At 42.3% G+C, this 25669-nt stretch carries 23 protein-coding genes, 1 tRNA gene and 1 pseudogene; 14 read left to right on the top strand and 11 right to left on the bottom strand.

Annotated features, from left to right (window positions below):
• Positions 1-174: 174 nt before the first annotated feature.
• Positions 175-486: a GIY-YIG nuclease family protein gene (locus QWZ17_RS25345; protein ID WP_353959534.1), complete on the top strand. Its 312-nt coding sequence runs from the start codon at positions 175-177 to the stop codon at positions 484-486.
• 136 nt (positions 487-622) lie between these two features.
• Here the strand turns inward: QWZ17_RS25345 and QWZ17_RS25340 are convergent.
• A tRNA-Gly gene (locus QWZ17_RS25340) sits at positions 623-695 on the bottom strand.
• 63 nt (positions 696-758) lie between these two features.
• On the opposite strand from QWZ17_RS25340, the gene QWZ17_RS25335 reads away from it, so the two are divergent.
• Positions 759-1271: a gamma carbonic anhydrase family protein gene (locus QWZ17_RS25335; RefSeq protein ID WP_290308130.1), complete on the top strand. Its 513-nt coding sequence runs from the start codon at positions 759-761 to the stop codon at positions 1269-1271.
• Here QWZ17_RS25335 and QWZ17_RS25330 read toward each other — a convergent pair.
• From QWZ17_RS25330 to QWZ17_RS25310, 5 genes are all read right to left on the bottom strand, one after another.
• On the bottom strand, positions 1261-2907 hold the full coding sequence (locus QWZ17_RS25330; RefSeq protein WP_290308129.1) for an Ig-like domain-containing domain: 1647 nt from the start codon (positions 2905-2907) through the stop codon (positions 1261-1263). The genes QWZ17_RS25335 and QWZ17_RS25330 overlap by 11 nt on opposite strands.
• A 115-nt stretch (positions 2908-3022) precedes the next feature.
• Positions 3023-4885, bottom strand: coding sequence for a tRNA uridine-5-carboxymethylaminomethyl(34) synthesis enzyme MnmG (mnmG, locus tag QWZ17_RS25325; RefSeq protein ID WP_290308128.1), 1863 nt, complete (start codon positions 4883-4885; stop codon positions 3023-3025).
• A 434-nt stretch (positions 4886-5319) separates the two neighbouring features.
• Positions 5320-5565, bottom strand: a complete 246-nt coding sequence (locus QWZ17_RS25320) for a CBU_0592 family membrane protein (RefSeq protein ID WP_290308127.1) — start codon at positions 5563-5565, stop codon at positions 5320-5322.
• Between the two features lies 1 nt (position 5566).
• Positions 5567-7435, bottom strand: a complete 1869-nt coding sequence (locus tag QWZ17_RS25315) for an ABC-F family ATP-binding cassette domain-containing protein (RefSeq protein ID WP_290308126.1) — start codon at positions 7433-7435, stop codon at positions 5567-5569.
• Positions 7432-8088, bottom strand: a complete 657-nt coding sequence (locus tag QWZ17_RS25310) for an NAD(P)H-binding protein (RefSeq protein WP_290308125.1) — start codon at positions 8086-8088, stop codon at positions 7432-7434. The genes QWZ17_RS25315 and QWZ17_RS25310 overlap by 4 nt, the downstream gene beginning before the upstream one ends.
• Before the next feature lie 314 nt (positions 8089-8402).
• Between QWZ17_RS25310 and QWZ17_RS25305 the strand changes: the two genes are divergently transcribed.
• From QWZ17_RS25305 to QWZ17_RS25290, 4 genes are all read left to right on the top strand, one after another.
• On the top strand, positions 8403-9113 hold the full coding sequence (locus tag QWZ17_RS25305) for a pirin family protein (RefSeq protein ID WP_290308124.1): 711 nt from the start codon (positions 8403-8405) through the stop codon (positions 9111-9113).
• Between the two features lie 88 nt (positions 9114-9201).
• Positions 9202-9978, top strand: coding sequence for an MlaE family ABC transporter permease (locus QWZ17_RS25300; RefSeq protein WP_290308123.1), 777 nt, complete (start codon positions 9202-9204; stop codon positions 9976-9978).
• 1 nt (position 9979) lies between these two features.
• Positions 9980-10771: an ABC transporter ATP-binding protein gene (locus QWZ17_RS25295; protein WP_290308122.1), complete on the top strand. Its 792-nt coding sequence runs from the start codon at positions 9980-9982 to the stop codon at positions 10769-10771.
• Positions 10768-11541 carry an MlaD family protein gene (locus tag QWZ17_RS25290; protein ID WP_290308121.1) on the top strand — a complete coding sequence of 258 codons (774 nt, stop codon included), beginning with the start codon at positions 10768-10770 and terminating at the stop codon, positions 11539-11541. Before QWZ17_RS25295 ends, QWZ17_RS25290 begins: the two co-directional genes overlap by 4 nt.
• A 406-nt stretch (positions 11542-11947) precedes the next feature.
• Here the strand turns inward: QWZ17_RS25290 and QWZ17_RS25285 are convergent.
• The 4 genes and pseudogenes from QWZ17_RS25285 to QWZ17_RS25270 all read right to left on the bottom strand — a co-directional run.
• Positions 11948-12601 (bottom strand): annotated as a pseudogene (locus QWZ17_RS25285) (phosphatidylserine decarboxylase family protein); the annotation flags it as partial.
• Positions 12602-12628: 27 nt separating this feature from the next.
• On the bottom strand, positions 12629-13435 hold the full coding sequence (locus QWZ17_RS25280) for a phosphatidate cytidylyltransferase (protein WP_290308120.1): 807 nt from the start codon (positions 13433-13435) through the stop codon (positions 12629-12631).
• Positions 13432-13644: a putative signal transducing protein gene (locus QWZ17_RS25275; RefSeq protein WP_290308119.1), complete on the bottom strand. Its 213-nt coding sequence runs from the start codon at positions 13642-13644 to the stop codon at positions 13432-13434. The genes QWZ17_RS25280 and QWZ17_RS25275 overlap by 4 nt, the downstream gene beginning before the upstream one ends.
• On the bottom strand, positions 13644-14588 hold the full coding sequence (locus QWZ17_RS25270; RefSeq protein WP_290308118.1) for a CPBP family intramembrane glutamic endopeptidase: 945 nt from the start codon (positions 14586-14588) through the stop codon (positions 13644-13646). Before QWZ17_RS25270 ends, QWZ17_RS25275 begins: the two co-directional genes overlap by 1 nt.
• A gap of 40 nt (positions 14589-14628) precedes the next feature.
• Between QWZ17_RS25270 and dusB the strand changes: the two genes are divergently transcribed.
• The 4 genes from dusB to QWZ17_RS25250 all read left to right on the top strand — a co-directional run bounded on the left by dusB (position 14629) and on the right by QWZ17_RS25250 (position 17624).
• Positions 14629-15621 carry a tRNA dihydrouridine synthase DusB gene (dusB, locus tag QWZ17_RS25265; protein WP_290308117.1) on the top strand — a complete coding sequence of 331 codons (993 nt, stop codon included), beginning with the start codon at positions 14629-14631 and terminating at the stop codon, positions 15619-15621.
• Between the two features lie 47 nt (positions 15622-15668).
• Complete coding sequence (gene apaG / locus QWZ17_RS25260; RefSeq protein WP_290308116.1) at positions 15669-16055, top strand: Co2+/Mg2+ efflux facilitator ApaG/CorD; 387 nt, start codon at positions 15669-15671, stop codon at positions 16053-16055.
• A 201-nt stretch (positions 16056-16256) separates the two neighbouring features.
• Positions 16257-17078: an alpha/beta fold hydrolase gene (locus tag QWZ17_RS25255; RefSeq protein ID WP_290308115.1), complete on the top strand. Its 822-nt coding sequence runs from the start codon at positions 16257-16259 to the stop codon at positions 17076-17078.
• A gap of 171 nt (positions 17079-17249) precedes the next feature.
• The gene (locus tag QWZ17_RS25250) at positions 17250-17624 is read left to right on the top strand and encodes a DUF6249 domain-containing protein (protein WP_290308114.1); all 375 of its coding nucleotides are present in this window, start codon (positions 17250-17252) and stop codon (positions 17622-17624) included.
• A 72-nt stretch (positions 17625-17696) separates the two neighbouring features.
• Here the strand turns inward: QWZ17_RS25250 and QWZ17_RS25245 are convergent, their stop codons facing one another.
• On the bottom strand, positions 17697-19451 hold the full coding sequence (locus tag QWZ17_RS25245; RefSeq protein WP_290308113.1) for a M61 family metallopeptidase: 1755 nt from the start codon (positions 19449-19451) through the stop codon (positions 17697-17699).
• Between the two features lie 118 nt (positions 19452-19569).
• On the opposite strand from QWZ17_RS25245, the gene QWZ17_RS25240 reads away from it, so the two are divergent.
• From QWZ17_RS25240 to QWZ17_RS25225, 4 genes are read left to right on the top strand one after another with little or no spacing between them, the layout of a single operon-like run.
• The gene (locus QWZ17_RS25240) at positions 19570-20073 is read left to right on the top strand and encodes a MarR family winged helix-turn-helix transcriptional regulator (protein ID WP_290308112.1); all 504 of its coding nucleotides are present in this window, start codon (positions 19570-19572) and stop codon (positions 20071-20073) included.
• Positions 20074-20086: 13 nt separating this feature from the next.
• Positions 20087-21166 carry an efflux RND transporter periplasmic adaptor subunit gene (locus tag QWZ17_RS25235; RefSeq protein WP_290308111.1) on the top strand — a complete coding sequence of 360 codons (1080 nt, stop codon included), beginning with the start codon at positions 20087-20089 and terminating at the stop codon, positions 21164-21166.
• A gap of 4 nt (positions 21167-21170) precedes the next feature.
• A complete protein-coding gene (locus QWZ17_RS25230; RefSeq protein ID WP_290308110.1) occupies positions 21171-24299 on the top strand; it encodes an efflux RND transporter permease subunit in 3129 nt (1042 codons plus the stop codon).
• Between the two features lie 5 nt (positions 24300-24304).
• Positions 24305-25624: a TolC family protein gene (locus tag QWZ17_RS25225; RefSeq protein ID WP_290308109.1), complete on the top strand. Its 1320-nt coding sequence runs from the start codon at positions 24305-24307 to the stop codon at positions 25622-25624.
• Positions 25625-25669: the final 45 nt, after the last annotated feature.

Here is a 25669-nt window from a genome sequence, read left to right as displayed (position 1 = left end):
TGTGGAGAACTATAGAAGAATCGCATAAAAAATGATTCTTTTAAATAAAATTTGGATATGTCGTAGACCTATAATACGAGGAGGTACGACGAAGCAATCCCCTACTTTACAGAGAGAATATGTAACGAAGCTTTGTCTATTAAAGTTTGTATAAGAACGGCTAGTTTAATAATAATGTTATTTAATATGGGAAGAGGCGGTTGCGTCTACATTTTAACTAATCAAACACATTCTGTATTATATATTGGTGTTACGTCTGATATTATAGGTAGGATATGGGATCATAAAAATAAAACTTATCCGCTAAGTTTTACCGCGAGGTATAATTGCAATAAATTGGTTTACTATGAATCGTATGCGCACATTGAAGAAGCTATCGCAGCCGAAAAGTTGTTAAAAGGTGGGAGCAGAAATAGCAAAATTAAGTTGATTGATGCTTTTAATTCTAAGTGGATAGATTTGTACGAAGAATTGATTAAAGAATAATCACTTACAAAAACGTCATTGCGAGGTACGAAGCAATCCCCGAGCGGAAGATCGACTGGTAAGTTTACTCTGTACAGTTGGGGATTGCTTCGTACCTCGCAATGACGTGTGTAAAAATAAATTTTCGGAAAAATTGAGCGGAAAACGGGATTCGAACCCGCGGCCTTCAGTTTGGGAAACTGATGCTCTACCAACTGAGCTATTTCCGCTTAAGTTGCAGTCAAACATAAAGAAAAAATTACTCAGTCACTAATTGACTAATTAAAAAACATATGCCGGTTATATTACCTGTTAAAGATAAAAGCCCCAGCTGGGGTAATGATTGTTTCATAGCACCTAATGCTACTATTGTTGGCGATGTGGTAATGGGTAATAACTGCTCGGTTTGGTTTAATGCCGTTATCCGTGGCGATGTGCATTATATTAAAATAGGGGATAACACCAATATACAGGATAATGCCTGCATCCACGCTACTTACTTAAAGGCGCCTACCAATATTGGTAGCAACGTGTCTATAGGGCATAACGCTATTGTGCACGGCTGTACCGTGCACGATCATGTATTAATAGGTATGGGCGCCATTGTAATGGATGATGCCGTTATCAATGAATTTGTAATCATTGGCGCAGGATCTGTGGTATTGGAAAAAACTATTTGCGAAAGCGGTTTTCTATATGCAGGTTCGCCGGCTAAAAAGATAAAAGCATTAACCGACGAGCAAATAGCATTGCTTAAGAAGCTTCCGAATAATTATATCATGTATTCGGGTTGGTTTAAGGAGTAATAGGCTCCTTAGGCACTGCAATAGGCTCCTCGGCCTCCCAATTGGGGCGTAATACTATCTGTTTTTCGTTAATCCAGATGTTTTCGGGCTGTTTCTTTAAATGCACATTACCGCTATCCCATTTGCCGTTGCGGTTTTCGTCGTATATCACGCGTACCATGTATTTGCCGGTCAAAATACCTTTATAAGTGATGGATTTATTTCTGGTGATAGGATCACTTTGTAATACTACTTTCTGTTCGTTTAATAATTCAACTACATAAGCTTTTGAAGTATCGGGCACAGTAACCTTTAAAGTTAATGAGCTGTAATTTTCGGGTTTATCAACAGTAAACCTTTTTGGGGCGTATTTATTTTTGTCGCCGTAAATATCGGTGAATGCACCGTCGGCAAATACAAGCTCGTATTTGCTGTTTTGTCGCCAGCGATATTTTAAGGTTAAACTTTTAACGCCGCCAGTATCTTTTTGCAGCGTATAGTCAGATGAGCCTAAGCCTATAGAATCCTCTTTCAAAGTGATCTGTGAGGCATCGATATTTTCTATAGGTAAATTACTATAAATTTTAAGATCGGTTCCTGGCTTAAGCTTATCGTTTGATACGTTGTATTTGAACTGGAAGATTCTGGAAAAGGTTTCTTTCTTTTGTTTTTTCAGATAAGTGGTATCAACTGGTTTGCCGTTATCATAAACCGCTACCCTTATCGAATCAAAGGTCATATTCTTAACAAATACAGACGCCGTATCCTTCGTTTTACTGAACTCTACATATTTCTGATCGTTTATATCATCCGGGTAAATAACTTTTAGCGAAGGGTGCAATAAAGCCTTGTTGAATACAAACAACATCTTGCCGTCTATATCAAATCGTTTTTCCGAAAACCTGAATTTCTCCGGGTTTTGCTTAAACAGGTTCAATTTAATATTTGAGGTATCTGTTTTTAGATTGATGGGCTTTTTAAGGAAAGCGATCAATTCATTATCGTTATCGAAAATTTTATTGGGGCTCGCTTCCTTCAGCGCGTAGATGCGGTATTGATCTTCATGTAAATTATTCAGACTAAAATTGCCCGATGAATCTGTTGTGGTAAAAATGGCAGGTTTCTTTTTGCCAAACAGGAGGGAGTCTTGTTTTAACGGAAAAAGCATTACCGTAATATCCTTCTCTTTTTCCTGGGTTAGGGTATTGGTAACAGAACCAGAAATGCTCAACGAATCGATGTGTGGCCCGGTTGAAAAAACGTAAGTAAAATTTTTCATCACGTTACTTTCATTCACATCCTGGATGGCCTTTCCAAAATTGATCACATAAGTTGTATTTTTTTGAAGGGTATCTTTTAGCTGGATGCGGAGGTTCTTTTTATTGGCCGTGTACTCCGGTTGTTTTTCCATTGCCGGGCTCATGGTAATTTCCTGGTAGGCGTTGCTTAATTTTATAAACTCGTCAAATTGCAGGTTAATTTCTTTGCCTACAAAATTTCTTGTTTTGTTGGCCGGTAAGGCTTTCACCAAAACCGGGGGAGTAACGTCTCGCGGACCTCCCTGGGGCTGTTGTTGCGCAGCGCAGCCAGAAATGAGTAAAATGACGAAAATCCCAAAGAAAAAAGTGTAAAAATTAACCCGTTTTTTGTTTAACATAGTTTTTAGGCGATATAAGCGACTTTTATATTTTGACGACCGATAATATTAAAAACTCAAAATAATTGATTTAAAAAGATATTTTATAAATTATTAATTATCAGTACTTTAAGTATTATCTGGACACATGAATCATCAAAACCGAGATATCCGACGGCGAAACGCCCGAAATTCGGGAAGCCTGGCCTAAAGTGCGCGGTTTTATACGCGCTAATTTTTCACGGGCTTCTTTTGATAATGATACTAAAGTTTGATAATCGAAATCTGGATTGATGGCGCGGTCTTCCATTTTTTTCATCCGGTCAACAATCTCCATTTCTTTTATAAAGTAACTCTCATATTTGATTTTTATTTCAGCCTGTTCAATTGTTTCTTTATCATAGGCCGATAGCAATTCATTTAAACCAACATCGGCTTTTTTAAGATCGTTAAAACCCACCTGCGGACGGCTCAATAAGTTGAATAATTTAGAAGCCTGGTTTATGGCCGAAGTGCCCAACTCTTCTAACAATTCATTTACTCCTGCCGGATCGATAGACTTGCCGCGGGTGTAAGCTACAATATCATCAGAGTTTTTAATCTTCTGATTTACCTTTTCTAAACGCTCATCGCTAATCAATCCTAATTCATGACCCATAGGGGATAGGCGGATATCCGCATTGTCCTGCCTTAATAACAGGCGGTGTTCGGCCCTTGACGTGAACATACGGTATGGCTCTTCAGTACCTTTTGTTACCAGGTCATCAATCAATACACCTATGTACGACTCTGATCTTTTCAATATCAGCTCATGTTTATCATTGATTTTTTGATGCGCGTTGATGCCTGCAATGAAGCCTTGTGAGGCTGCCTCTTCGTATCCGGTGGTACCATTTATTTGACCTGCGAAATAAAGATTGCTGATCAGTTTGGTTTCTAAAGTTAAGCCAAGTTGGGTAGGTGGGAAGTAATCATACTCGATTGCATACCCCGGGCGGAACATTTTAGCTGTCTCAAATCCGGGAATTTGGGTCAACGCTTTGTATTGTACATCCTCGGGTAGGGAGGTGGAGAAACCATTTACATAGATCTCTACTGTGTTTAATCCTTCCGGTTCTACGAAGATTTGGTGACGATCCCGCTCGGCAAAACGGTTAATCTTATCTTCAATAGAAGGACAATAACGCGGACCTAAACCTTTAATTCTGCCAGTAAACATAGGCGACTTTTCGAAGCCTTCTTTTAATGTTTCGTGTACATTGGTATTGGTATAGGTTATCCAGCAACAGCGCTGTTCTTTGATCTGTTCTACATCGGTATAAGAAAATCTGCCACGTTCTTCATCGCCCCATTGTTCTTCCATCAGGGCGTAATTAAGGCTTCTGCCGTCAATACGGGGAGGAGTGCCGGTCTTCATTCTACCGGCTTCAAAGCCTAATTCACTTAGTTGTTCGGTAATTCCTGTAGCCGACTTTTCACCTGCCCGGCCGCCGCCAAATTTCTTCTCGCCTATATGAATGATGCCATTTAAAAAGGTGCCATTAGTAAGCACAACTGCATCAGCTTCTATCTCTACGCCCAGGGATGTACGTACACCTGCAACGGTATTTCCTTTAACTAAAAGGGACGAAACAGTGTCTTGCCAGAAATCTACATTGGGTGTCCTTTCCAATGCTAAACGCCATTCTTCGGCAAATCTCATCCGGTCGCTTTGCGCTCTTGGGCTCCACATGGCGGGTCCTTTTGACTGATTTAGCATCCTGAATTGGATAGAAGTTTTATCTGTAATAATACCGGAATATCCTCCCATAGCGTCAATCTCGCGCACTATTTGTCCCTTCGCAACGCCGCCCATTGCGGGGTTACAACTCATCTGTGCAATTACCCCCATGTTCATGGTGATGAGCAAAACAGACGATCCAAGGTTAGCAGCGGCAGCAGCAGCTTCACAGCCTGCATGGCCTGCGCCAACTACAATTACATTGTATTTCCTAAACATTTTATACCTCCATGTTCCACGTGGAACAGTAAAATTATTGTATTAAATCAATTCAAATAGCAAGGTTTGTTTACCTGTTTTAACCTCGTATTTCACTTGGAATACTGGTAACATAACCTTGTTTTTATATCTGCATTGAACGTTTGAAATCAACTTAAATAAAGGTTATTTATACATAGGGCTCGGTATATGTTCCACGTGGAACGTTGCTTGCCACTGGTGATAAATACCCTGTTTGCCGATTGGTATTATCCTATCTGATTAATTTAAATAGGAGTGTTTTATTCTTTATTTACTTGTATGTTCCACGTGGAACATACTTTTGTTTTTGGCTATTATAAGTTAAAGCGCTTTACTTATCTCCGCTGTGTTTATATTAAAATGCAGCATGTAGTATCAGTATTTAGCTATAAGAGGTTGCAAAATTAAATGCTTTATACTGATGTTCCACGTGGAACCCGTAATAATGACACCAATGCTACAGTACCCCAAACGCCTTCTAAAACTACAAAAGGGTAGAAGCTTACCATATATGATGCATAGCAACATGTGCCTGCACCTATTAAATTCAATAGCATATATACCCTGCTTTTGGCCGATAATTTATTTGTTAAATTAAGTACAAAAGCAATCAGAAGGATGATGACACCTATAGATGCAATGATATCAGATAGCTTCATTTTATGCTTCGCTTAGTTCTGTTAATTCCATCCAACGGGTACTTTTAGCATCCAGTTTTTTGGTTAATTCTGTTATTTGCGCTACGGTTTCATTCAGCTTTGCAAGCTCAATACCTACCTTGTTTAACTCTTCGTTTTTAGCCTTTATCTGGTTTTCTATTTCGATAATTTCAGCCTCAATAGTCTCCAGTTCTTTAGCTTCTTTAAAGCTTAGTTTACTTTTTTTAACTACTGGTGCAGGGGTAGGAGTGGGAGCGACGTTACCTTTTTTATTTTGTTGTTTGGCTTCATCCAGCTCCACACGGTATGATGAATAGTTGCCATTGTAAATACGCACCTGCCCGTTTCCTTCCATAATAAATAGCTGGTCGGTTAGCTTATCTAACAAATACCTATCGTGCGATACCATCATTAATATGCCCGAATAGTTGGTTAAAAACTCTTCCAATACATTCAGCGTATCAATATCCAAATCGTTAGTAGGCTCATCCAGTATCAGGAAGTTAGGGTTCTTCATCAGGATGCTCATCAGCTGTAAACGTTTCTTTTCGCCGCCACTTAGTTTTGATATGAAACCATACTGCTTGGCAGGAGGGAACAGGAATAACGTAAGCAGGGCAGAGGCCGATATCATTTTACCATCGGCCATGGTGATAAATTCAGCAACGTTTTTTACCACATCAATAACCCGCTCATCATCTTTAAAGGTAATGCCCGATTGATGGAAATAACCAATTACTGTAGTTTCACCTTTTACAACGGTTCCTTTATCGGGCTGTAAAGCGCCGGTAATTAGGTTAAGCAGGGTTGACTTGCCTGTACCATTCTTGCCCGCCAAACCAATTCTATCGCCTTTTTTAAATATGTAATTAAAATCGCTGATATAAGTATGGCCATTGAAACCTTTGTACAGATGTTCCATCTCCATAATCTTGTTGCCCTGGCGTGCTGTTTTAACACTCAGTTCAACCTTATCACGGGCGCCACCTTGTTTGGTTTTTTCTTCCAGATCATAATAAGCATCAATACGTGCCTTTGATTTGGTACCGCGGGCCTGTGGCTGGCGGCGCATCCACTCTAATTCCTTACGCAGTAAATTGCTGTTTTTTTGAAAAGCTGCTTCATCGGCAGCATCACGCTCTGCCTTCTTTTCAAGGTAGTAGGCGTAGGTACCATTGTAGGGTACCATCTTTCCGCGGTCAATCTCTAATATTTCGTTACAAACGTTATCTAAAAAGTACCTGTCGTGTGTAACCATCAAAATAGTTTTTGATCCCTCGGTCAACAGTTTTTCAAGCCATTCAATAGTATCAATATCCAGGTGGTTGGTAGGCTCATCTAAAATATAAAGCTCTGGGTCTTCAATTAAAAGCTTAGCTAAAGCCAAACGTTTTTTTTGCCCTCCCGATAGCGTGCTGATATGCTGATTAAGATGATGAATATCCAGCCTGCCCAAAATGGTTTTTATTTTGTACTCATACTCCCAGGCATCAACCTCGCTCATCTCTTCCATGATCTTTTCAAGCGCCTTGGCATTGTCGGGGTCGTTCTCCAGTAATTCTTCGTATTTACGAATCATTTGCTGCTGCACATCATCGGCATGAAAAATATAGTCACTGATGGTAACGGCATCCTTAAAGCTGGGGTCCTGCTCCAGGTAACCCATATTAAGGTCGCGGCTTTGAACCACCTTGCCTTCAGTAGGTTTTATTTGCCCGGCTAAAATTTTTAATAAGGTTGATTTGCCCGCGCCGTTAACACCAACCAGTGCAACCCTGCGGCCGCGGTTAATGCCTATGGTTGTATTTTTAAACAACCAGTTGTCATGAAATTGATGGCCAAGGTTCTCGGCAGATAGATAAGTACTCACGATAATTGTTTTATTTGATCAGACTCGTATATAAACGTGCCCGTATTGTTTTTAGTTGATTGTTTGTACATGGCCGTAGCTACCGTTTCGTCACTAATGCTTCGGTACTTTTTCCAGCTGCCAAATAATAGCGGATCTATAAATTTGTAGAACGCTATTAAAGTTTTTTCCATCGTCCGCTTTTCCCGCCTATTGCCGGTTAACATAGATGGACGGTAGATATGTAAGACAGGTAAACCTATCGGCTCAATATCCGCCTCCGTTTCGCCTTTAGTTTTGGTATAAAAAAAAGACGAATTTACGTTTGCCCCTATAGACGAAACCAAGTGATACTGCTCAATACCGTTTTTAAAAGCAAATTGTGCCAGTTGTACCGGATAATCATGATCAATATGCCGGTAAACGGCCTTATTAGGCGTTTTGGCATTTGTTGTACCCAGGCAGCAAAATAGCGCGTGCCCATTTATCGATTGGGCATAGCTATCCAACTGGTCGAAATTGACCACCAGCTGCGTTAATTTTTTATGCTCAACGTTAATTTTTTTCCTCACCAGGATTAAAACTTCGTCGTAAAAAGGTTCATGCAGCAAAATCTGGAGCAATTTACTGCCAATTAGTCCGGTTGAACCAGCGATAACAGCCTTTTTTGCCATTGATACTTAATTTTTTGCAAAAATAAGCATATTTAAATGAATGCTTTTTTGACTGGGCGTAGAAGACCCACCCGACGAGGCTACGCCCCTCACCCTCTCTTCACCTGCGGTGGAAAGAGGGGTTTGAACGATAGATAGTATAGGATAATTTGAAGTTATCGGATTTTCAAACCCCTCTTTCCGGCAAAGCCGAAGAGAGGGTGCCCCAGCGTAGCGATGAGCGGGTGAGTCTTCGTTACCAGGAAATATAAGGCCTGGCAAAACTACCTTGGCACATATATTGTATGTTTAAACATATAAATGGAGATATAACAATGAAAACAATATTTTATCCCGAAAACGAGAGGGGCAAAAATGATATAGGCTGGTTAAAAGCTAATTTTTCTTTCAGTTTTGGGCCATATTATAACCCCGAACTAATGAGTTTTGGTGCTTTAAGGGTACTTAATGACGATATTATTGCCGGAGGCAAAGGTTTTGGCCTGCATCCGCATGATAATATGGAAATTGTGACTATCCCTTTAGAAGGTGGTTTAGAACACCAGGATAATATGGGCAACAAAGGCGTGATTAATGCCGGCGATGTGCAGGTAATGTCGGCTGGTACCGGGGTTTATCACTCCGAGTATAATGCATCGGCAACTGATATCGCTAAAACATTACAGATCTGGCTTTTTCCTAAAGAAAGGAACGTAACACCACGTTACGATCAAAAAAGCTTTCAAAACGAATTTGTAACAAATAGCTTAACTACGTTGGTATCGCCGGATAGGGCAGAAGGAAACCTCTGGTTGCACCAGGATGCTACTTTTAGTATGGGCAGCTTTGAAGCTGGCAAACCGTTAAATTATACCATAAAATCGCCCGGAAATGGCGCTTATGTGTTCCTGTTAGATGGTGCGGCTAAAATAAACGGTACCACATTAAACAAAAGGGATGCGATGGGTGTTTATGATACCAGTTCATTTACAATTGAAACCGAAGAATTTTCCCGTTACCTGATTATTGACGTACCAATGTCATAAACCTGCAAGCCGACCCCAAAGGTTAATTTTCTTGAACTGCAAAACATTTTGACCATACGTTGTTGTATGTCAAATTATAATGTAAACTATGGCAGAACAGGCAATTACCGGCTGGCGGAAGTGGATGATAGGCATTGGCGAACAATGCGTTTTCTTCGGCAGGTTTTTCAGAAATATTTTTGCCGGCGGCTTCGAATGGTCGGAGTTTGTGCGGCAATGTTATGAAATAGGCTACAGGTCCCTGATGTTGGTGGGCATTACCTCCTTCATCATGGGCTTTGTGCTCATCCTCCAGTTAAGGCCATCCCTGGTTTCCCTTGGCGCGGCAAGCATGCTGCCCAAAACACTGGCCGTGTCATTCGTACGTGAAATGGGGCCGGTTATTACGGCTATCATCTGTGCCGGTAAAATAGCCTCCAGTATTGGTGCCGAACTGGGCAGCATGAAGGTTACCGAGCAAATAGATGCCATGGAAGTATCGGGTGCAAATCCTATTCAATACCTGGTAGTTACGCGCATTATAGCCGCCAGTTTAATGGTGCCGCTATTATCTATAATTGGCGATGTTATCGGCCTTACAGGGGGCTTCCTGGCACTTAACATTAACGATAGCATCAGCTTTACGTTATACTTTCAGAAATGCATTGGTTCCCTTGATTTTTCCGACTTTCTTCCCGCTGTTATCAAAACTATATTTTTTGGCTTCGCGATTGGCTTTGTGGGCTGCTATAAGGGCTATAATTCAAATAAAGGTACCGAAAGCGTGGGTATAGCGGCCAATTCTGCTGTAGTTACCGCGTCGCTTTGGATTTTTGTGATTGATGCCATCGCTGTTCAGATCACCAGTTTTTTATTTTATAAATAACATGGCAGCAACAAAGGAAAATATCGAACCAAAGAAAAAAACACCTGCTGCTAAGGATGAGGTTGTTATACACGCTAAAGGCATTAAAAAAGCTTTTGGCGATAAAGAGGTATTGAAAAATATCACTTTTGATTTGAAGCGTGGCGAAAATATGGTGGTGCTGGGTAAATCGGGGCAGGGTAAATCTGTCACCATACAATGCGTAGTAGGCATGCTAAAACCCGACGACGGCGATTTGCAGGTTTTTGGTGAAGATGTTACACAAATGAACGATGAGGACCTTAAGCAACTACGGATTAAAATAGGCTTCCTTTTTCAAAGCGGTGCCTTGTATGATAGCATGACTGTGCGCGAGAACCTCGAATTCCCGCTCACCAGGGTGTTAAAATTATCAGACCAGGCAGAGATAGACAAAAAGGTAGAAGAGGTGTTAGATAACGTAGGATTGCTTGACGCGATAGATAAAATGCCTTCTGATCTATCGGGCGGGATGCGTAAGAGGGTAGGCCTGGCCCGTACGCTTATTGTTAAGCCCGAAATTATGCTGTATGACGAGCCTACAACCGGTTTAGATCCCGTCACCTCGCGCGAGATCAGCGAACTGATCCTGCATATGCAGAAAAAATATAAAACATCATCTATCATCATTACCCACGATTTGGAATGCGCCCGCATTACGGCCGACCGTATTGTAGTAATGAACGATGGAGAATATATAGCCGAAGGCTCCTGGAAAGAACTCCAAAAGTCTGATAACGAACTTGTAAAGTCATTTTTTAACGAAACCACATGAAAACTACTTCATCTCAAAAAATAAAAATAGGGTTGTTCGCCTTCGTTGGCCTGGTTGTGCTGCTATTGGCCGTGTTTTTTATCGGCAGCAAAAAAAATATGTTTAGCTCAACATTTAACGTTTACGGTACCTTTAAAAATGTAAGTGGCTTACAGGTGGGCAACAACGTGCGTTTTGCAGGTATCAACGTTGGAGTGGTAGAGGCCATTAATATTGTAACGGATAGTTCCGTAAGGGTTGATTTAACGCTTAACAACACCGTAAAAAAGTTTGTGAAAACCGACTCCAAACTCAGCATAGGCAGTGATGGCTTAATGGGCGATAAATTAGTTGTCTTGGCCCCGGGCGGCATCACCAGCAACCAGGAAGTGGCTGATGGTGGCCGGCTGGCTTCTGTGAACCCTGTTGATGTTGACCGTATTATAAACAAACTTACCCGTGTAGCAGATAATGCCGAAAAAATGACCGGCAGCCTTGCCGAAATTGTAGATAAGGTAAATAGCGGCAAAGGCAGTATAGGCCGGTTGCTAAACAGTGATAAGCTTTCAAAAAACCTGGAAAGTACGGTTGCCCAAGCCCAAACCACCATGAAAAATGTACACGCCACCACAGGTACTTTAAATGAGGATTTAAAAGCCGCGCAATCAAACTTTTTGCTAAAAGGGTTTTTCAACAAGAAAAAGAAAGCAGCTAAAGCTAAGCAGGATTCTATTAAAAAGGCCCAGGAGAAGTTGCAGAAAGATCAGGATAAACCCAAGGATAATAATTAGCGCATATCTTTAAAACGCAAAATGCCTTGATTTATCAAGGCATTTTGCGTTTTATATAAAAAGTGGGTAGAATCGGCGTAAAAGTTTTGTCATCCTGAGGAACGAAGGATCTTCTTCGCCCTGTAAATCGCCTACTTTTCTAATGAAGAAGATCCTTCACTACGTTCAGGATGACAAATGTTTTTTGGAGATATAAACAAACTTACTCTTTATCTTCTTTCTTAGGCTTAGCCGCCGGTTTCCTTGCAGGCGCTGCCTTTTTAACCGGTTTTTCAACCTCGGGATGATCTATCACCAAAGGTAATTCCTGCTGACTGCCTTCGTTGGCAATTACAGTAGGTTCCGGGTCATTAACTGGCATTACTTTAGCCGCTGGTTTTGCTGTTACTTCAGATAAAGCGCTTGGCAATTCGGCTAAAATCGTACGACCACCCTTTACCACATCACCTATATTTACCAATATTTTTGTACCTAAAGGCAAAAACAAATCAACCCTCGATCCAAATTTAATAAAGCCAAATTGCTGGCCTTGCTCTACAATATCGCCTTCTTTTACATACCATACAATCCTACGGGCCAAGGCGCCTGCAATTTGCCTGAACAGTACTGATACCCCTTCGCTGTTTTGCACGCAAATGGTAGTACGCTCATTTTCGGTAGATGATTTTGGATGCCAGGCTACCAGGAATTTACCTTTGTGGTATTTAAAATAGCTAACCACGCCCGCTATAGGGTTACGGTTAACGTGCACATTTACCGGCGACATGAATACCGATAACTGGATGCGCCTGTCTTTCAAAAACTCTGTTTCATCGGCTTCTTCAATTACAACCACTTTGCCATCTGCAGGGCAAAGCACGGTGGTTTCGCTGGTGGTGATATCAAAAAACGGGCTGCGGAAAAACTGCACGATCACCAGGAATAAAAAGCCCGATAAAATGTAAATGATCCACTTAAGCACATGTGCCTGCGGTAAATAAAATTGAACCAATGCATTCAGTACAAAAATAACCAGTACTGTTAACGCGAGTGAGGTATAGCCTTCTTTATGAAAAGTCATATTTATAGGTGATTTATTACAAAACTACTAATTTGAAATGAAGTACAGGTATGCATAAACAATTGGTGCAGCCATTAATAAGCCATCAAACCTATCCAGTAAGCCACCATGGCCAGGTAAAATGCCGCCACTATCCTTCACGTTAATGCTGCGTTTAAACATCGATTCAACCAAATCGCCCATGGTACCAAAGCACGAAATAAGGATGGCTATGGTTACCCATTGTTTCCAGGTGTACTCCACATAAAAATGGCTTAATATTAAAGCCGCTACAGCGCTGATGAGGATACCGCCAATTAAACCTTCGTAAGTTTTTTTAGGCGAATGGCGTTCAAAAAGCTTGGTTTTACCCATTTTGCTGCCTACAAGGTAAGCGCCGGTATCATTGCTCCACAGCATAATTAAAAATGCCAGCGGTACGTGAAAGTTAAAATTTTCGCTTCCCCGGATAAATGCCATAGCATGGAAAAAGATAAATGGGATAACCGCGAATATCATCCCCAAAAAAGTAAAAGCGATATTGCTGAATGGGGCAGGTGTTTTTTTATATAATTCCTGAATAAAAATGGCGCTGAAAGTTACCGGAAGACAAAATATAAGCGACCATGCCGGGAAATAACAATTGGCTGCAAAAAAAAGGAACAACAAACCGGCGTTAATAATGCCGGTTTCGCGACTGGTTTTAATGCCGCTTTCACGCACTAATTTATAAAATTCAAAGAGGCAAAATAAGGATAGCGCCAGGTAAAAAAGGCTGAAAACGTAGGGGCCCAATAAATTAGAGCCAATCATTACGATGATAAAAAAGAAGCCGGTTATGGCGCGTAATTTCATAAACTGAGTTGATTGAGGATCATGATTTCGATGGCCTTGCTAAAATCCTCCTGGTGAATGTAAACTTCAATATCGCCGAAGGCCCGGTGCGATGAATCTTGTTTGTTTAATAATACGGTATCAATATGATGGCCGGTAAGTACCTGCTTAACAATCTCTGATTGGTAAAAATTGGATGACGCAAAAATTTTGACCCAGTTTTTTTCCATCAATTCAATGCAAGCTTTTTATCCATAGCCACTTTACGATATACAAACAGCAAAAATAAAACAATTATTAAGCTAAAAGCATAGGCCCCTAAATTAAATACATGCTGATCATCGGGATCTAACTTAGTAGATTTATGCTGATACAGATAGGTAATTACTACTGCCGAGCTGTTGTTTAAAAAATGCGCCCAAACACCCGTCCAGATGCTGCCGCTGTAAGCAACAAAATAGCCGAATACGGCACCCAGGAAAACCCTTGGCAAAAACGAAAAAAACTCCATATGAAACGCGCTGAACAGGATAGCGGTGATCCAGATAGCGGCGTGCTTATTTTTTGTCGACTTTAAAAAGATGGTTTGCACTACCCCGCGGAATAAAAACTCCTCGGCAATGGCGGTTAATAAACCAACTACGAAAACGGCCCAAAGCATATCCCAAAGGTTGTTCATATGCAGCATAGCCTCGGTGGCTTTTTGCGCGGCCTGTTCGGCGCTTCGCATCCAGTCTTCAAGGCCTTTCAGGGCATGCGGTAATACCAGTTTTTGGTTGATATTGCTAAGCACCTCCATTATTGGCATAGAAAATGCCATAATGCTGAATATGATTGCCAGTAAAACAGGCGTAAATTTAAATGTTGGCTTAAGGTATTCCTGCGGTTGCTGAACAATGAACCTGGCAAAAATAACAGGAGCTATGAACAGCGGCATAGTGGTGCTTACTATTTGTAATATCCACAGGGCAACCCCTACATGAGGGTCTTGCGTATTAAAACCAAAAGTATTGATTAACGTTTTTAAGCCAAAGAGCGCCAGTATTATACCCGCTGCAATAGCGGTAAAAACAATTAAACCGACGCCAGTTATTCCCACCAATGTCAAAAATTGTATAAACGGACTAATATAACCACGTTGAGGTATATACTCCTTGATGGGTTGTTGTATCATTTGGGGTAAAAATCGTATTTTTGCAGCGATAAAGATAAGGATGTCTGTACAAATAGGAAATATTGATTTAGGGGAGTTCCCGCTGCTGCTGGCACCGATGGAAGATGTGAGCGATCCGCCCTTCCGTTACGTGTGTAAGCAAAACGGCGCGGATATGATGTACACCGAATTTATCTCAAGCGAGGGCCTGATCCGTAATGCGGCCAAAAGTCGTCAAAAGCTCGATATTTTTGAATACGAGCGTCCTATCGGTATCCAGATCTTCGGCAGCGATATCGAGCACATGCGAGAGGCTACCGAGATTGCTTCTTTAGCCGGGCCCGATTTGATGGATATTAATTATGGATGCCCGGTAAAACAGGTGGCCTGCCGTGGTGCCGGTGCCAGTTTATTACAGGATATTGATAAAATGGTAGCCATGACCAAAGCGGTTGTTAACGCCACCCATCTGCCGGTAACTGTAAAAACCCGTTTGGGCTGGGATGATAATACCAAAAATGTATACGAAGTGGCCGAGCGCCTGCAGGATGTGGGTATCAAAGCCTTAACCATCCATGGCCGTACCCGGGCGCAGATGTACAAAGGTGTTGCCGATTGGTCATTGATCCGTGATATTAAAAAGAACCCGCGTATAAAAATCCCCATTTTCGGTAATGGCGACATCGACTCGCCCGAAAAAGCCGCGAACTGGAAGATGGAATACGGCGTAGATGGTATGATGATTGGTCGCGCTGCTATTGGTTACCCATGGATTTTCCGCGAGATCAAGCATTTTTTTGCTACCGGCGAGCATTTGGATAAGCCAACCATTACCGAACGAATTGCAGCCTGTTCAACCCATTTACAAAAATCGGTAGAGTGGAAAGGGCCTAAAACGGGCATTTTTGAAATGCGCAGGCACTATTCAAACTACTTTAAAGGGGTTGACCATTTTAAAGAGTACAGGATGAGGCTGGTAACAGCGGCTAACCTGGAAGAAGTTACCCAGATACTGGCTGAAATAGATGAAAAATATGCCATCGAAATGGCGTAATATTTGTTCGGAAATTATATATTTGAATTTAACGACACAAAATTAACATGGTTACCACTATAACTGAAGGTGTTAAGGTTTCCATCGAAACCATATATCAGCCTGAATATTCAAACCCGGCTAATGATCACTTTATGTTTGCTTACAAAGTACATATTGAGAACATGAGCAACTACGCTATACAATTAATTAGCCGCCACTGGTACATTTTTGATTCAAATGGTGCCAAACGCGAAGTAGAGGGGGAAGGAGTAGTTGGTCAGCAGCCCATTATTGAACCGGGCCATGCTCATGAATACGTATCGGGCTGTAACCTTAAAACAGATATGGGCAGTATGAAAGGCGAATACCAGATGAACCGCCTGCTGGATAACGCCAGTTTTAACGTACAGATCCCGGAATTTTACCTTATTGCGCCATATAGGATGAATTAGGTGGGAGAGTCAAGAGATTAGAATCAAGAGTTAAGATAAAAATCTTTAAAGCCTGGATAAGTAATTATCCGGGCTTTATTGTTGATAACACCCATTTTAATCATGTAATTATCATTTCTTAATCTACGTCAAGTGCGGCCGGTTAAAATGGCCCCATCTTTGAATCAACAAAAAAATACATCACTTAAACAACAAAACAACATGAGCACTATCACCACAAAAGACGGAACCGAAATTTATTACAAAGACTGGGGTACAGGTAAACCATTGGTTTTTCACCACGGCTGGCCATTATCTGGCGATGACTGGGACGCGCAGATGATGTTTTTCCTTAAACAAGGCTACCGTGTAATAGCGCATGATCGTCGTGGTCACGGCCGGTCGAGCCAGGTTGACACAGGACATGATATGGATACCTACGCGGCTGACGTTGCAGCGCTTACCGAGGCGCTTGATTTGAAAGACGCCATCCATATAGGGCATTCTACAGGTGGCGGCGAAGCCATACACTATGCCGCTAATCTTGGCAAAGGCCGGGTAGCTAAAGTAGTATTGATTAGCGCCGTTACACCATTGATGGTACAAACCGAAAACAACCCCGATGGCGTGCCAATGTCGGTTTTTGATGAGATACGCCAGGGTACAGCATTTAACCGGGCCCAGTACTTTAAAGATTTTACCGTTCCGTTTTATGGTTATAACCGTGAGGGAGCCAAAATATCGCAAGGCATACAGGATAATTGGTGGCGCCAGGGCATGATGGGCAGCGTAAAAGCCCACCATGATGGTATCAAGGCTTTTTCTGAAACAGATTTTACCGAAGATTTGAAAAGCGTAGATATTCCGGTTTTAGTTTTACATGGCGAAGACGACCAGATTGTTCCGTTCCCGATTTCGGGTGCCAAAGCATATAAATTATTGAAACATGGCACACTAATCTCTTACCCTGGTTTCCCTCATGGCATGCCGGCTACAGAAGCAGATACCATTAATAAAGATTTATTGGCTTTTATTAAAGCATAACCGCAATCTGTATAAGTTAAAAAGCCATCCTTTGCCGGGATGGCTTTTTTTATGTTAATTTTTTTCATCTGCCTGTAACCTGTTTTAAAACAACGTTGTCAGAGTTTACAAATACACCAGTTGGGTGATTGTAAAAAGAGAAATTTATTAACTTATTAAAACTTAAATAAAATGAATACCGGGAACTTAGGCATATTGGCAGGCATTGTGATTTCGCTTGGCTTTTTCATGATGATATTTGCCATCATTTACTTATACAAACGCGAAAGGATGGCCATGATTGAACGCGGCATGGACCCACGCAGCTACAAACCACAATCGGCACCATACCAAAATTTAAAATGGGGGTTGTTACTGATAGGCTCTGGCATAGGCTTGTTTTTAGCCTTTGTGTTAAGCCACGGCGTTTTCAGGGATATGGACGATGATATCTTCTTCTTATACCTTTCGTTGATTGCTATTTTCGGCGGCGCAGGCTTATTCCTGTCATACAAAATAGAGAAAAGGGAAGTGTTGGATAGGGAAGATGCAAGGTTAGAAAAGTAAAAAACAACTGCGCTGCACATCTAAATAAGAAAGGCCCGGGAAAACCCGGGCCTTTCTTATTTAATATTCAAACTATAAACTCAGCCACTTTTTCCTTACCGCTAATTGCTGCGGTGTTGGGTTATCTAAGGATACAATTTTATACTTCACCCGGTTGCTTTTCAATAAGGTTACCGGTAAGGTGATGGCCTGTCCGTCGCGACTTACAGCGACCTCAATTTTATCGCCAGGCTTTTTACCGGCAATCAGGTTGGCAGCGTCGGTAACGGGATTGCCGTCGATAGCGGTTATTTCATCGCCAACGTTAATGCCGTCAATATAGCCGGCTGTACCGCGGATTACACCGGTTACAATTATTTTTTTTGCCGCTGTTGTCCCTGTGGTAATACCTAAGGCCGCGTCATTATTATCGGCAAGTTCATCATTAATTTTATAGCCGGCATAGCCCAGGTATTTGTTGTAATCAACGGGATCAAGGCCGTTCACATATTTTTTGTAAAAATCATCCAGCTTTTTGCCTGCAAACATTTCAAACCCTTTTTTAAACTCCGCATCGGTATAACCGCGCTTTTGGGTTTTGTAATAGGTATTGTACATGTACTTCATCACATCATCCAAATGGTATTTTTGGTTGGAGTTGTTGATGATCTCCAGGTCAAGCATCATTCCAATAATAGCGCCTTTGGTGTAGTATGATATGGTAGTGTTGTTTGAATTTTCGTTAGGGCGATAGCCTTTAATCCAGGCATCAAAACTGCTCTCGGCCACGGTTTGTACATTTTTACCCGGCAGATTTTCCAGTATGTTAAACTCGTTGGCTATCTGATCAAGGTAATTCTCCGGCGAATACAGGTTGGTACGGCGCACTGCTATTTCCTGGTAGTATTCGGTAAAGCCTTCGGCTATCCAAAGGTTGGTGGTATAGTTTTCGTTATCATAATCAAACGGACCTAATACTATCGGCCTTAAGCGTTTTACATTCCACAGGTGAAAATGCTCGTGAGCGACAAGACCCAAAAAGCTTTGGTAACCTTTTTCTGATCCATAGGCATCGCGCGAAGCACCTAAAACGGTAGAGCTTAAATGCTCAATACCGCCGCCGCCACGCAGATGATTGTGTACTATAAAAGTATAATGTTTGTTAGGGTTTTCGCCAAATACGGCAGCTTCCTGTTCAATAATGGCATGCATATCTTTTTTAAGGCGCTCTTTATCATAATTGCCGCCGCCGTACATACATACCTCGTATTTAACGCCGTTTACGTCAAAACCAAAAATATCCTGGTTACCTACTTCGATAGGCGAATCGAACAAAATATCAAAATTAGGAGAGTGCCTTACAAACGGGTTATTGTTAACCATTTCCAAACTGGTTGATACTTTATCCCAGTTTTTATAGGGCACAATAGTAATAGTTGATGGCGCATGCAACATATTGGCCGGGTACACAAAAATGCCCGATGTTGACAGAAACGCGTGCGATACATCTAAATAGCTGGTGCGTACCGAGTTTTCGTTGGCGTAAACCCGGTATTTGATAGTAACCGCGGCTTTGCCTTTGGTATTAACGCGCCAGGTATTTTTATTGATTTTGGGCGATGCTACCGTTTGGCCATTGATATTGGCGCTAAAAGCCTCAATATTTTTGGCAAACTCCCTTACCAGGTATGAGCCTGGCGTCCATACGGGCATTTTTAGGTCGAGCGTGTTTTGCTTTAGCCCGGTAACATGCATTTCAATCTCGGCATAATGGGCCTGTGCTTCGGGAAAGGAAACATTGTAGGATATATTGGCGGAGGATTGCGCCTGCGCGGCAGATAAATTCATAAATAGTAAAATTAATGATACAGTTGCGGTCAGCTTAATTGGTTTCATGCCCGCAAGTTATAAAATTTATGGTTTTTATGAATAACTGGCTTTTAAGCACTTGTAAAATGGTTGATACATGCAACTAATAATCTTGTGGGCTAACTATGTTTGCGGCAATATTAAAATGCAATTAGTAGAGCCTATATCACGCAAGCTAATACGGCTGGGTAAATTATACCTTAACGTACTGGCAAAGCATACCGAGCACCTGGATGTGAAACGGTATCATTTTATACTATCGCTTATTTATTACCACGATGGGCAGCTTACGCAAAACGCGCTGGCGCAAATACTGGATAAAGATAAATCGGCCATGGTAAGTATCATTAATTTATTAAGCGCTAAAGGCTTTGTTTATCGCGATAGCAACCCTAATGATAAGCGCGAACATTTATTGCGTGTAACCGAAAAGGCTAAAATAGCGGTACCGCAAATCGTAGAAACCTTTGAACACATCAACACCGATATCACCAAAGGTATTACAGCCCGCGAAATGAAAATTTTTGAAAGCGTGCTGCAAAAAATGCAGCTTAACATAAAACCCTTACAACCAAACCCAATCCAAAAAATCGCAAAATGATTGCGGATACAGTATGAAAACAAAATACATTATTTACACGGCCCTTGCTTTGCTGGTAGCCTATTTAGTTTACAACAAGTTTTTTAGCAAAAACGCCAAAGAAAGCGCTGCTGCGCAGGCCGGAGGCAAAAGCGGCAAAAAGAAGAACGGCCCCGTAAACGTTAACATTATGGTTGTGAAGGATACCGCCGTAAACAATACTATTGATGTAACCGGCAGTATTGATGCCAATGAAAAGGTAAGCCTGGTAAGCCAAACAGCGGGTAACATTACCGGCATTTATTTTACCGAAGGTAGCAAAGTGCAAAAAGGCCAGCTGCTGGTTAAAGTTTATAACCAGGATTTAGAAGCATCATTACAACAAAACCAATACCAGGTAACGTTGGCTAAACAGGTGGAGTACCGCAACAGGGTATTGCTGCAAAAAGAAGCCATAAGCCAGGAGGAGTATGATACCTCGCTTACCTCTTTAAACTCATTAAAAGCCGCCGCAGATGTTATTAAAGCGCAGATTGTGCGTACAGAAATCCGCGCGCCTTTTTCTGGCACTATTGGTTTGCGTAATGTGAGTCCGGGCAGTTACCTGTCGCCGGCATCGCCTATAGCGCAATTGGTGAACATCGATCCCGCTAAAATTACATTTTCGGTACCGGAAAGATACCTGACCATATTGGGGGTTGGCAGCAAAATTAAATTCAATACCGAAAGTTCAAGAGAGGGATTTACCGGTACGGTTTACGCTATTGAACCATCCATTGATGTTAACTCGCGTACCATTACCGTGCGGGCCAAAGCGCCAAACCCCAAAGGTTTGCTAACCGCGGGCAGCTTTGCCAAAATTAATTTAACGTTGGATCAGATCCCGAAAACCATATTGCTACCAACCGAAGCGGTGATTCCCGATCTGAAAAGCAGCATTGTATACATTGCCCATAACGGCGTGGCCGAAACAAGGCCGGTAAAAACCGACCTGCGTACCGATACCAAGATCCAGGTAATAGATGGCTTAAAGCCTGGCGATAGCGTGGTGGTTTCGGGTTTAATCCAAATGCGCCCAAAGGTGCCTTTGAAAATTAATAATGTAATAAAGTAACACCATGAGTTTATCCTCAGTTAGTATAAAAAGGCCGGTATTGGCAACAGTAATGTCTGTAGTTATTGTTGTGTTTGGTATTATCGGCTATAAATTTTTAGGGGTGCGGGATTTTCCATCGGTCGATCCGCCTATTATTTCGGTATCTACCAGTTACTCGGGTGCCAATGCCGATGTAATTGAATCGCAGATTACCGAACCGTTAGAGAAATCCATCAACGGCGTGCCGGGTATCCGCAATATCTCCTCAACCAGTTCGGTTGGCTCAAGCAATATTACCGTAGAGTTTGACCTGGATGCCGACCTGGAAACAGCCGCGAACGACGTGCGCGATAAGGTAGCCCAGGCCCAGCGTCAGTTACCGCAGGATATTAACGCGCCGCCGGTTGTTACCAAAGCCGATGCCAGTGCCGACCAGATCATCACCCTTACCGTAAGCAGCGATAAACGCAACCTTACCCAGTTAGATGATTATGCCGAAAACGTTTTGCAGGAAGGCTTGCAAACTATACCGGGCGTAAGTACCATTAACATACAGGGCCAGCGCCAGTACGCTATGCGCTTATGGATAGATCCTAATAAACTATCGGCCCTGGGCTTAACCGCCACCGATATTGGCGCAGCCCTGGCTAAAGAAAACGTGGAGCTGCCTGCCGGTAAAATAGAAGGTAATAACACCGAAGTAACCATCAGGGCGCTGGGCAAGCTATCAACCGAAAAAGATTTTAACAACCTTATTATCCGGGCCGATAGCAACCGGGTTATTCACCTGAGCGATATTGGTTATGCCGTTTTAGGGTCGGCTAATGAGGAAACCATATTTAAAGAATCGGGCGTGCCCATGGTGGGCCTGGCTATTGTGCCGCAGCCGGGTGCCAATTATGTGCAAATTGCCAAAGATTTTTACGCGCGTTTAAAGCAAATTCAAAAAGATTTACCGCCCGATATTAAGGTGAAGGTGGCCCTGGATAATACCCGGTTCATTAACCAATCCATCACCGAGGTACAGGAAACGCTCATCATCTCTTTTGTGCTGGTGGTAATTATCATCTACCTGTTTTTCCGCGATTGGTTAATCGCCTTCCGCCCGCTGATAGATATCCCGGTATCCTTAATAGGAGCCTTTTTTATCATGTATATTTTCGGCTTCTCTATCAACATCCTTACCCTGCTGGGTATTGTACTGGCAACAGGCCTGGTGGTAGATGATGGTATTGTGGTAACAGAAAATATTTACAAAAAGGTAGAAGCCGGTATGGCCATCCGCAAGGCGGCCTTTGAAGGATCTGCCGAGATATTTTTCGCGGTAGTATCTACATCGGTAACATTGGCGGCAGTGTTTTTACCCATTGTGTTTTTACAGGGCTTTACAGGCAGGTTATTCCGCGAGTTCGCGGTCGTCGTCGCGGGCGCGGTATTGATATCTGCATTTGTATCGCTGAGCTTAACGCCGATGCTGAACGTAAAGCTGATCCGTAAATCAAACAAAAAATCGAAGTTTTACGAACGCACCGAGCCGTTTTTTGTAAACATGACCACCTCGTATACCGAAACCCTTGTTAAGTTTATGAAAGTGCGCTGGGTATCATTTGTGATCCTGGTGGTTTCATTGCTTATTATTGGTGTGTTGGTTAAAGTTATCCCCTCAGAGCTCGCCCCTTTGGATGACCGTAGTTTATTGCGCTACAGCGTAACCGGATCTGAAGGTGCTACCTACGAGTACATGACCAAGTACATGGATAAGGTTGCCAAGCTGGTAGAGGACTCCATACCCGAAGCTAACATTAACCTGGAAATTGTTTCGCCATCATTCGGCGGTGGTGGTTCGGCAAACTCGGGCTTCGGCAGGATTGGTTTATCCCTGCCGGATGAACGTACCCGCACCCAGCAACAACTGGCCGACTGGATGAACAAAAAGCTAAGCAAAATGCCGGATGCCCGCGCCATTGTAATACAGGAACAAACCATAAGCGGTGGCGGCAGCGGCGCGCGTACATCATTGCCGGTACAATATGTAATACAAAACCAGGATTTTGAGAAGATACGAAAAGTGCTGCCGCAGTTTTTTGCCGAGGTATCGCGCAGCCCGGTTTTCCAGGGAACGGATGTGAACCTTAAATTTACTAAGCCCGAACTAAGGGTAATTACAGATAGGGATAGGGCACGGGATTTAGGTGTATCTGTTGACGACATTGCGCAAACCCTGCAATTGTATTACAGCGCCGGCCGGTTAGATTACTTTTTGATCAACGGTAAACAATACCAGGTAATTGCCCAGGTTGACAGGGCCAACCGCGATCAGCCGCTTGACTTGAAATCGGTATATGTGCGCAGCACCAAGGGTAACCTGGTGCAGTTAGATAACGTGGTAAAAACCACCGAGGGTGCAACACCGCCGGCTATTTATCACTTTAACCGCTATAAATCGGCCACTATACAGGCCGGACTTGCTCCCGGTAAAACTGTTGGCGATGGCATTGCCGAAATGGACCGTATATCCAAAAGCCTTTTAGACGAAACGTTTAGTACAGCCTTAAGCGGCCCATCACGGGATTACGCCGAAGGTTCATCAAACATTTTGTTTGCCTTTGGTTTTGCGCTGCTGCTGATATACCTGGTATTAGCCGCCCAGTTTGAAAGCTTTATGGACCCTTTTATTGTAATGCTTACCGTGCCATTGGCTATATCTGGCGCGTTCCTGTCGCTTTGGTTATTTAACCAAACGCTTAATATTTTTAGCGAGATAGGGATCATTACGCTTGTAGGGCTGGTAACCAAAAACGGGATTTTGATTGTGGAGTTTGCCAACCAACGGATGGAACACGGCGTGGCCAAATACGAGGCCGCTATTGAAGCCGCCACCGCCCGTCTTCGCCCTATATTAATGACCAGCTTGGCCGTGGTATTGGGTTCGGTACCAATCGCGTTCGCGTTGGGGGCCGGTGCAAAAAGCCGTACCTCATTGGGTATTGTAATTATGGGAGGGATGCTGTTTTCGTTGGTGTTAACCCTGTACATCATTCCGCTTATGTACGTGATTTTCGCATCAAAAACCCGCCGCGATCCGGACGATGAACCAGAAGAAGAAACCACGGAAGAGAAAAAAGAAATAAAGCTGATTGAAAATCTGTAAACGATATGATCATTAAAAAAATAGCGTTCCTGGTTATTTGTTGTGCCTTTTTAGGCGGGCAGGCCATGGCGCAGGATGCTCCAATGCTTACCCTGAAAGAAGCCGTGGAGATTGCCCTTAAAAACAACTATAACATTAAACTATCGCAAAATAATAAAGCCCTTGCTGCCAACAACGTTACGTTGGGCAGCGCCGGTATTTTACCAAAGGTGAACGGCAATTTCGCGTCAACAAACAGCCGGTTAACTACAAAACAAACCAGAAGCGATGGTACAGTTAATAACATCAATAACGCGCCCAATACAGGCATTAACTATGGTGTAGCCTTAAACTGGACCATTTTTGATGGCTTTGGCATGTTTGCTAATTACGATAAGTTAAAGCAACTTGATCAATTGGGAGCGCTTCGCTTGCAGGATACTATCCAAAATACCGTGGCTAATGTTATCAATACTTATTATGACCTCATTAGCCAAAACGAACAGATCAAAGCTTTAAAAGGGGCTATCGATATTTCGCATACGCAGTTGCGTTATGCCAATGATAAATTTCATGTTGGCCGGGCATCTAAATTAGATGTGCTGAACGCGCAGGTAAATTTAAATACCGATACGGCCAACCTGGTTACACAATACCAGCTGTTTAAAACCCTGAAGATTCAACTAAATCAAATCCTGGTACGTGATCTTCAAACCGATTTTTCTGTTGCTGATACTATTGTAATTGATGAAAAACTGATGCTGGGCGATATCATTAACAATGCGCAGTCGCAAAACCCGGGCATACTATCGGCTAAATTAAACAGCCGGCTGGCCGAAATTAATTTGAAACAAGTGCGGGCAGCCCGCTATCCACAGGTAGGTGTAACTACCGGCTATACCTTTAGCGATAATAAAACGCCGGCCGGTTTTACCTTGTCACAAAACCAGCATGGGTTAAACTATGGCCTAACCGCTACCATCAATATTTTTGATGGCTTTAATCAATCCCGTAAAGAGCGTAACGCCAAAATACAAATAGATAATGCCAACATTACGGCCAAACAAACCCAGCTTAATATAGAAACACAGGTAAATACTCTTTTTGCGGCCTACGTTTCGGGCCTGGATTTAATTAAACTTGGGCAGGCCAATGTAGTCATCGCCAAAAAAAACCTCGATATTTCATTGGAGAAATATAAGCTGGGTAACATTACCCCGCTGGAGATTCGCGAAGCGCAACGAAACTACCTTACTGCACAATCAACTTTCTTTGCAGCGCAGTATCAATCAAAACAAGCCGAAATTACTTTGAAACAAATTACCAACAGTATCAGTATACAGTAAATACCCAAAAAGTATTGTTTTTTTATTTGTTTGTAAACGTATATC

The organism is Mucilaginibacter flavus (genome assembly GCF_030409315.1).
Classification (GTDB): Bacteria; Bacteroidota; Bacteroidia; order Sphingobacteriales; family Sphingobacteriaceae; genus Mucilaginibacter; species Mucilaginibacter flavus.
The sequence above is the reverse complement of the archived record's forward strand: the minus strand, read 5'-3'. Positions and strand labels throughout refer to the sequence as shown.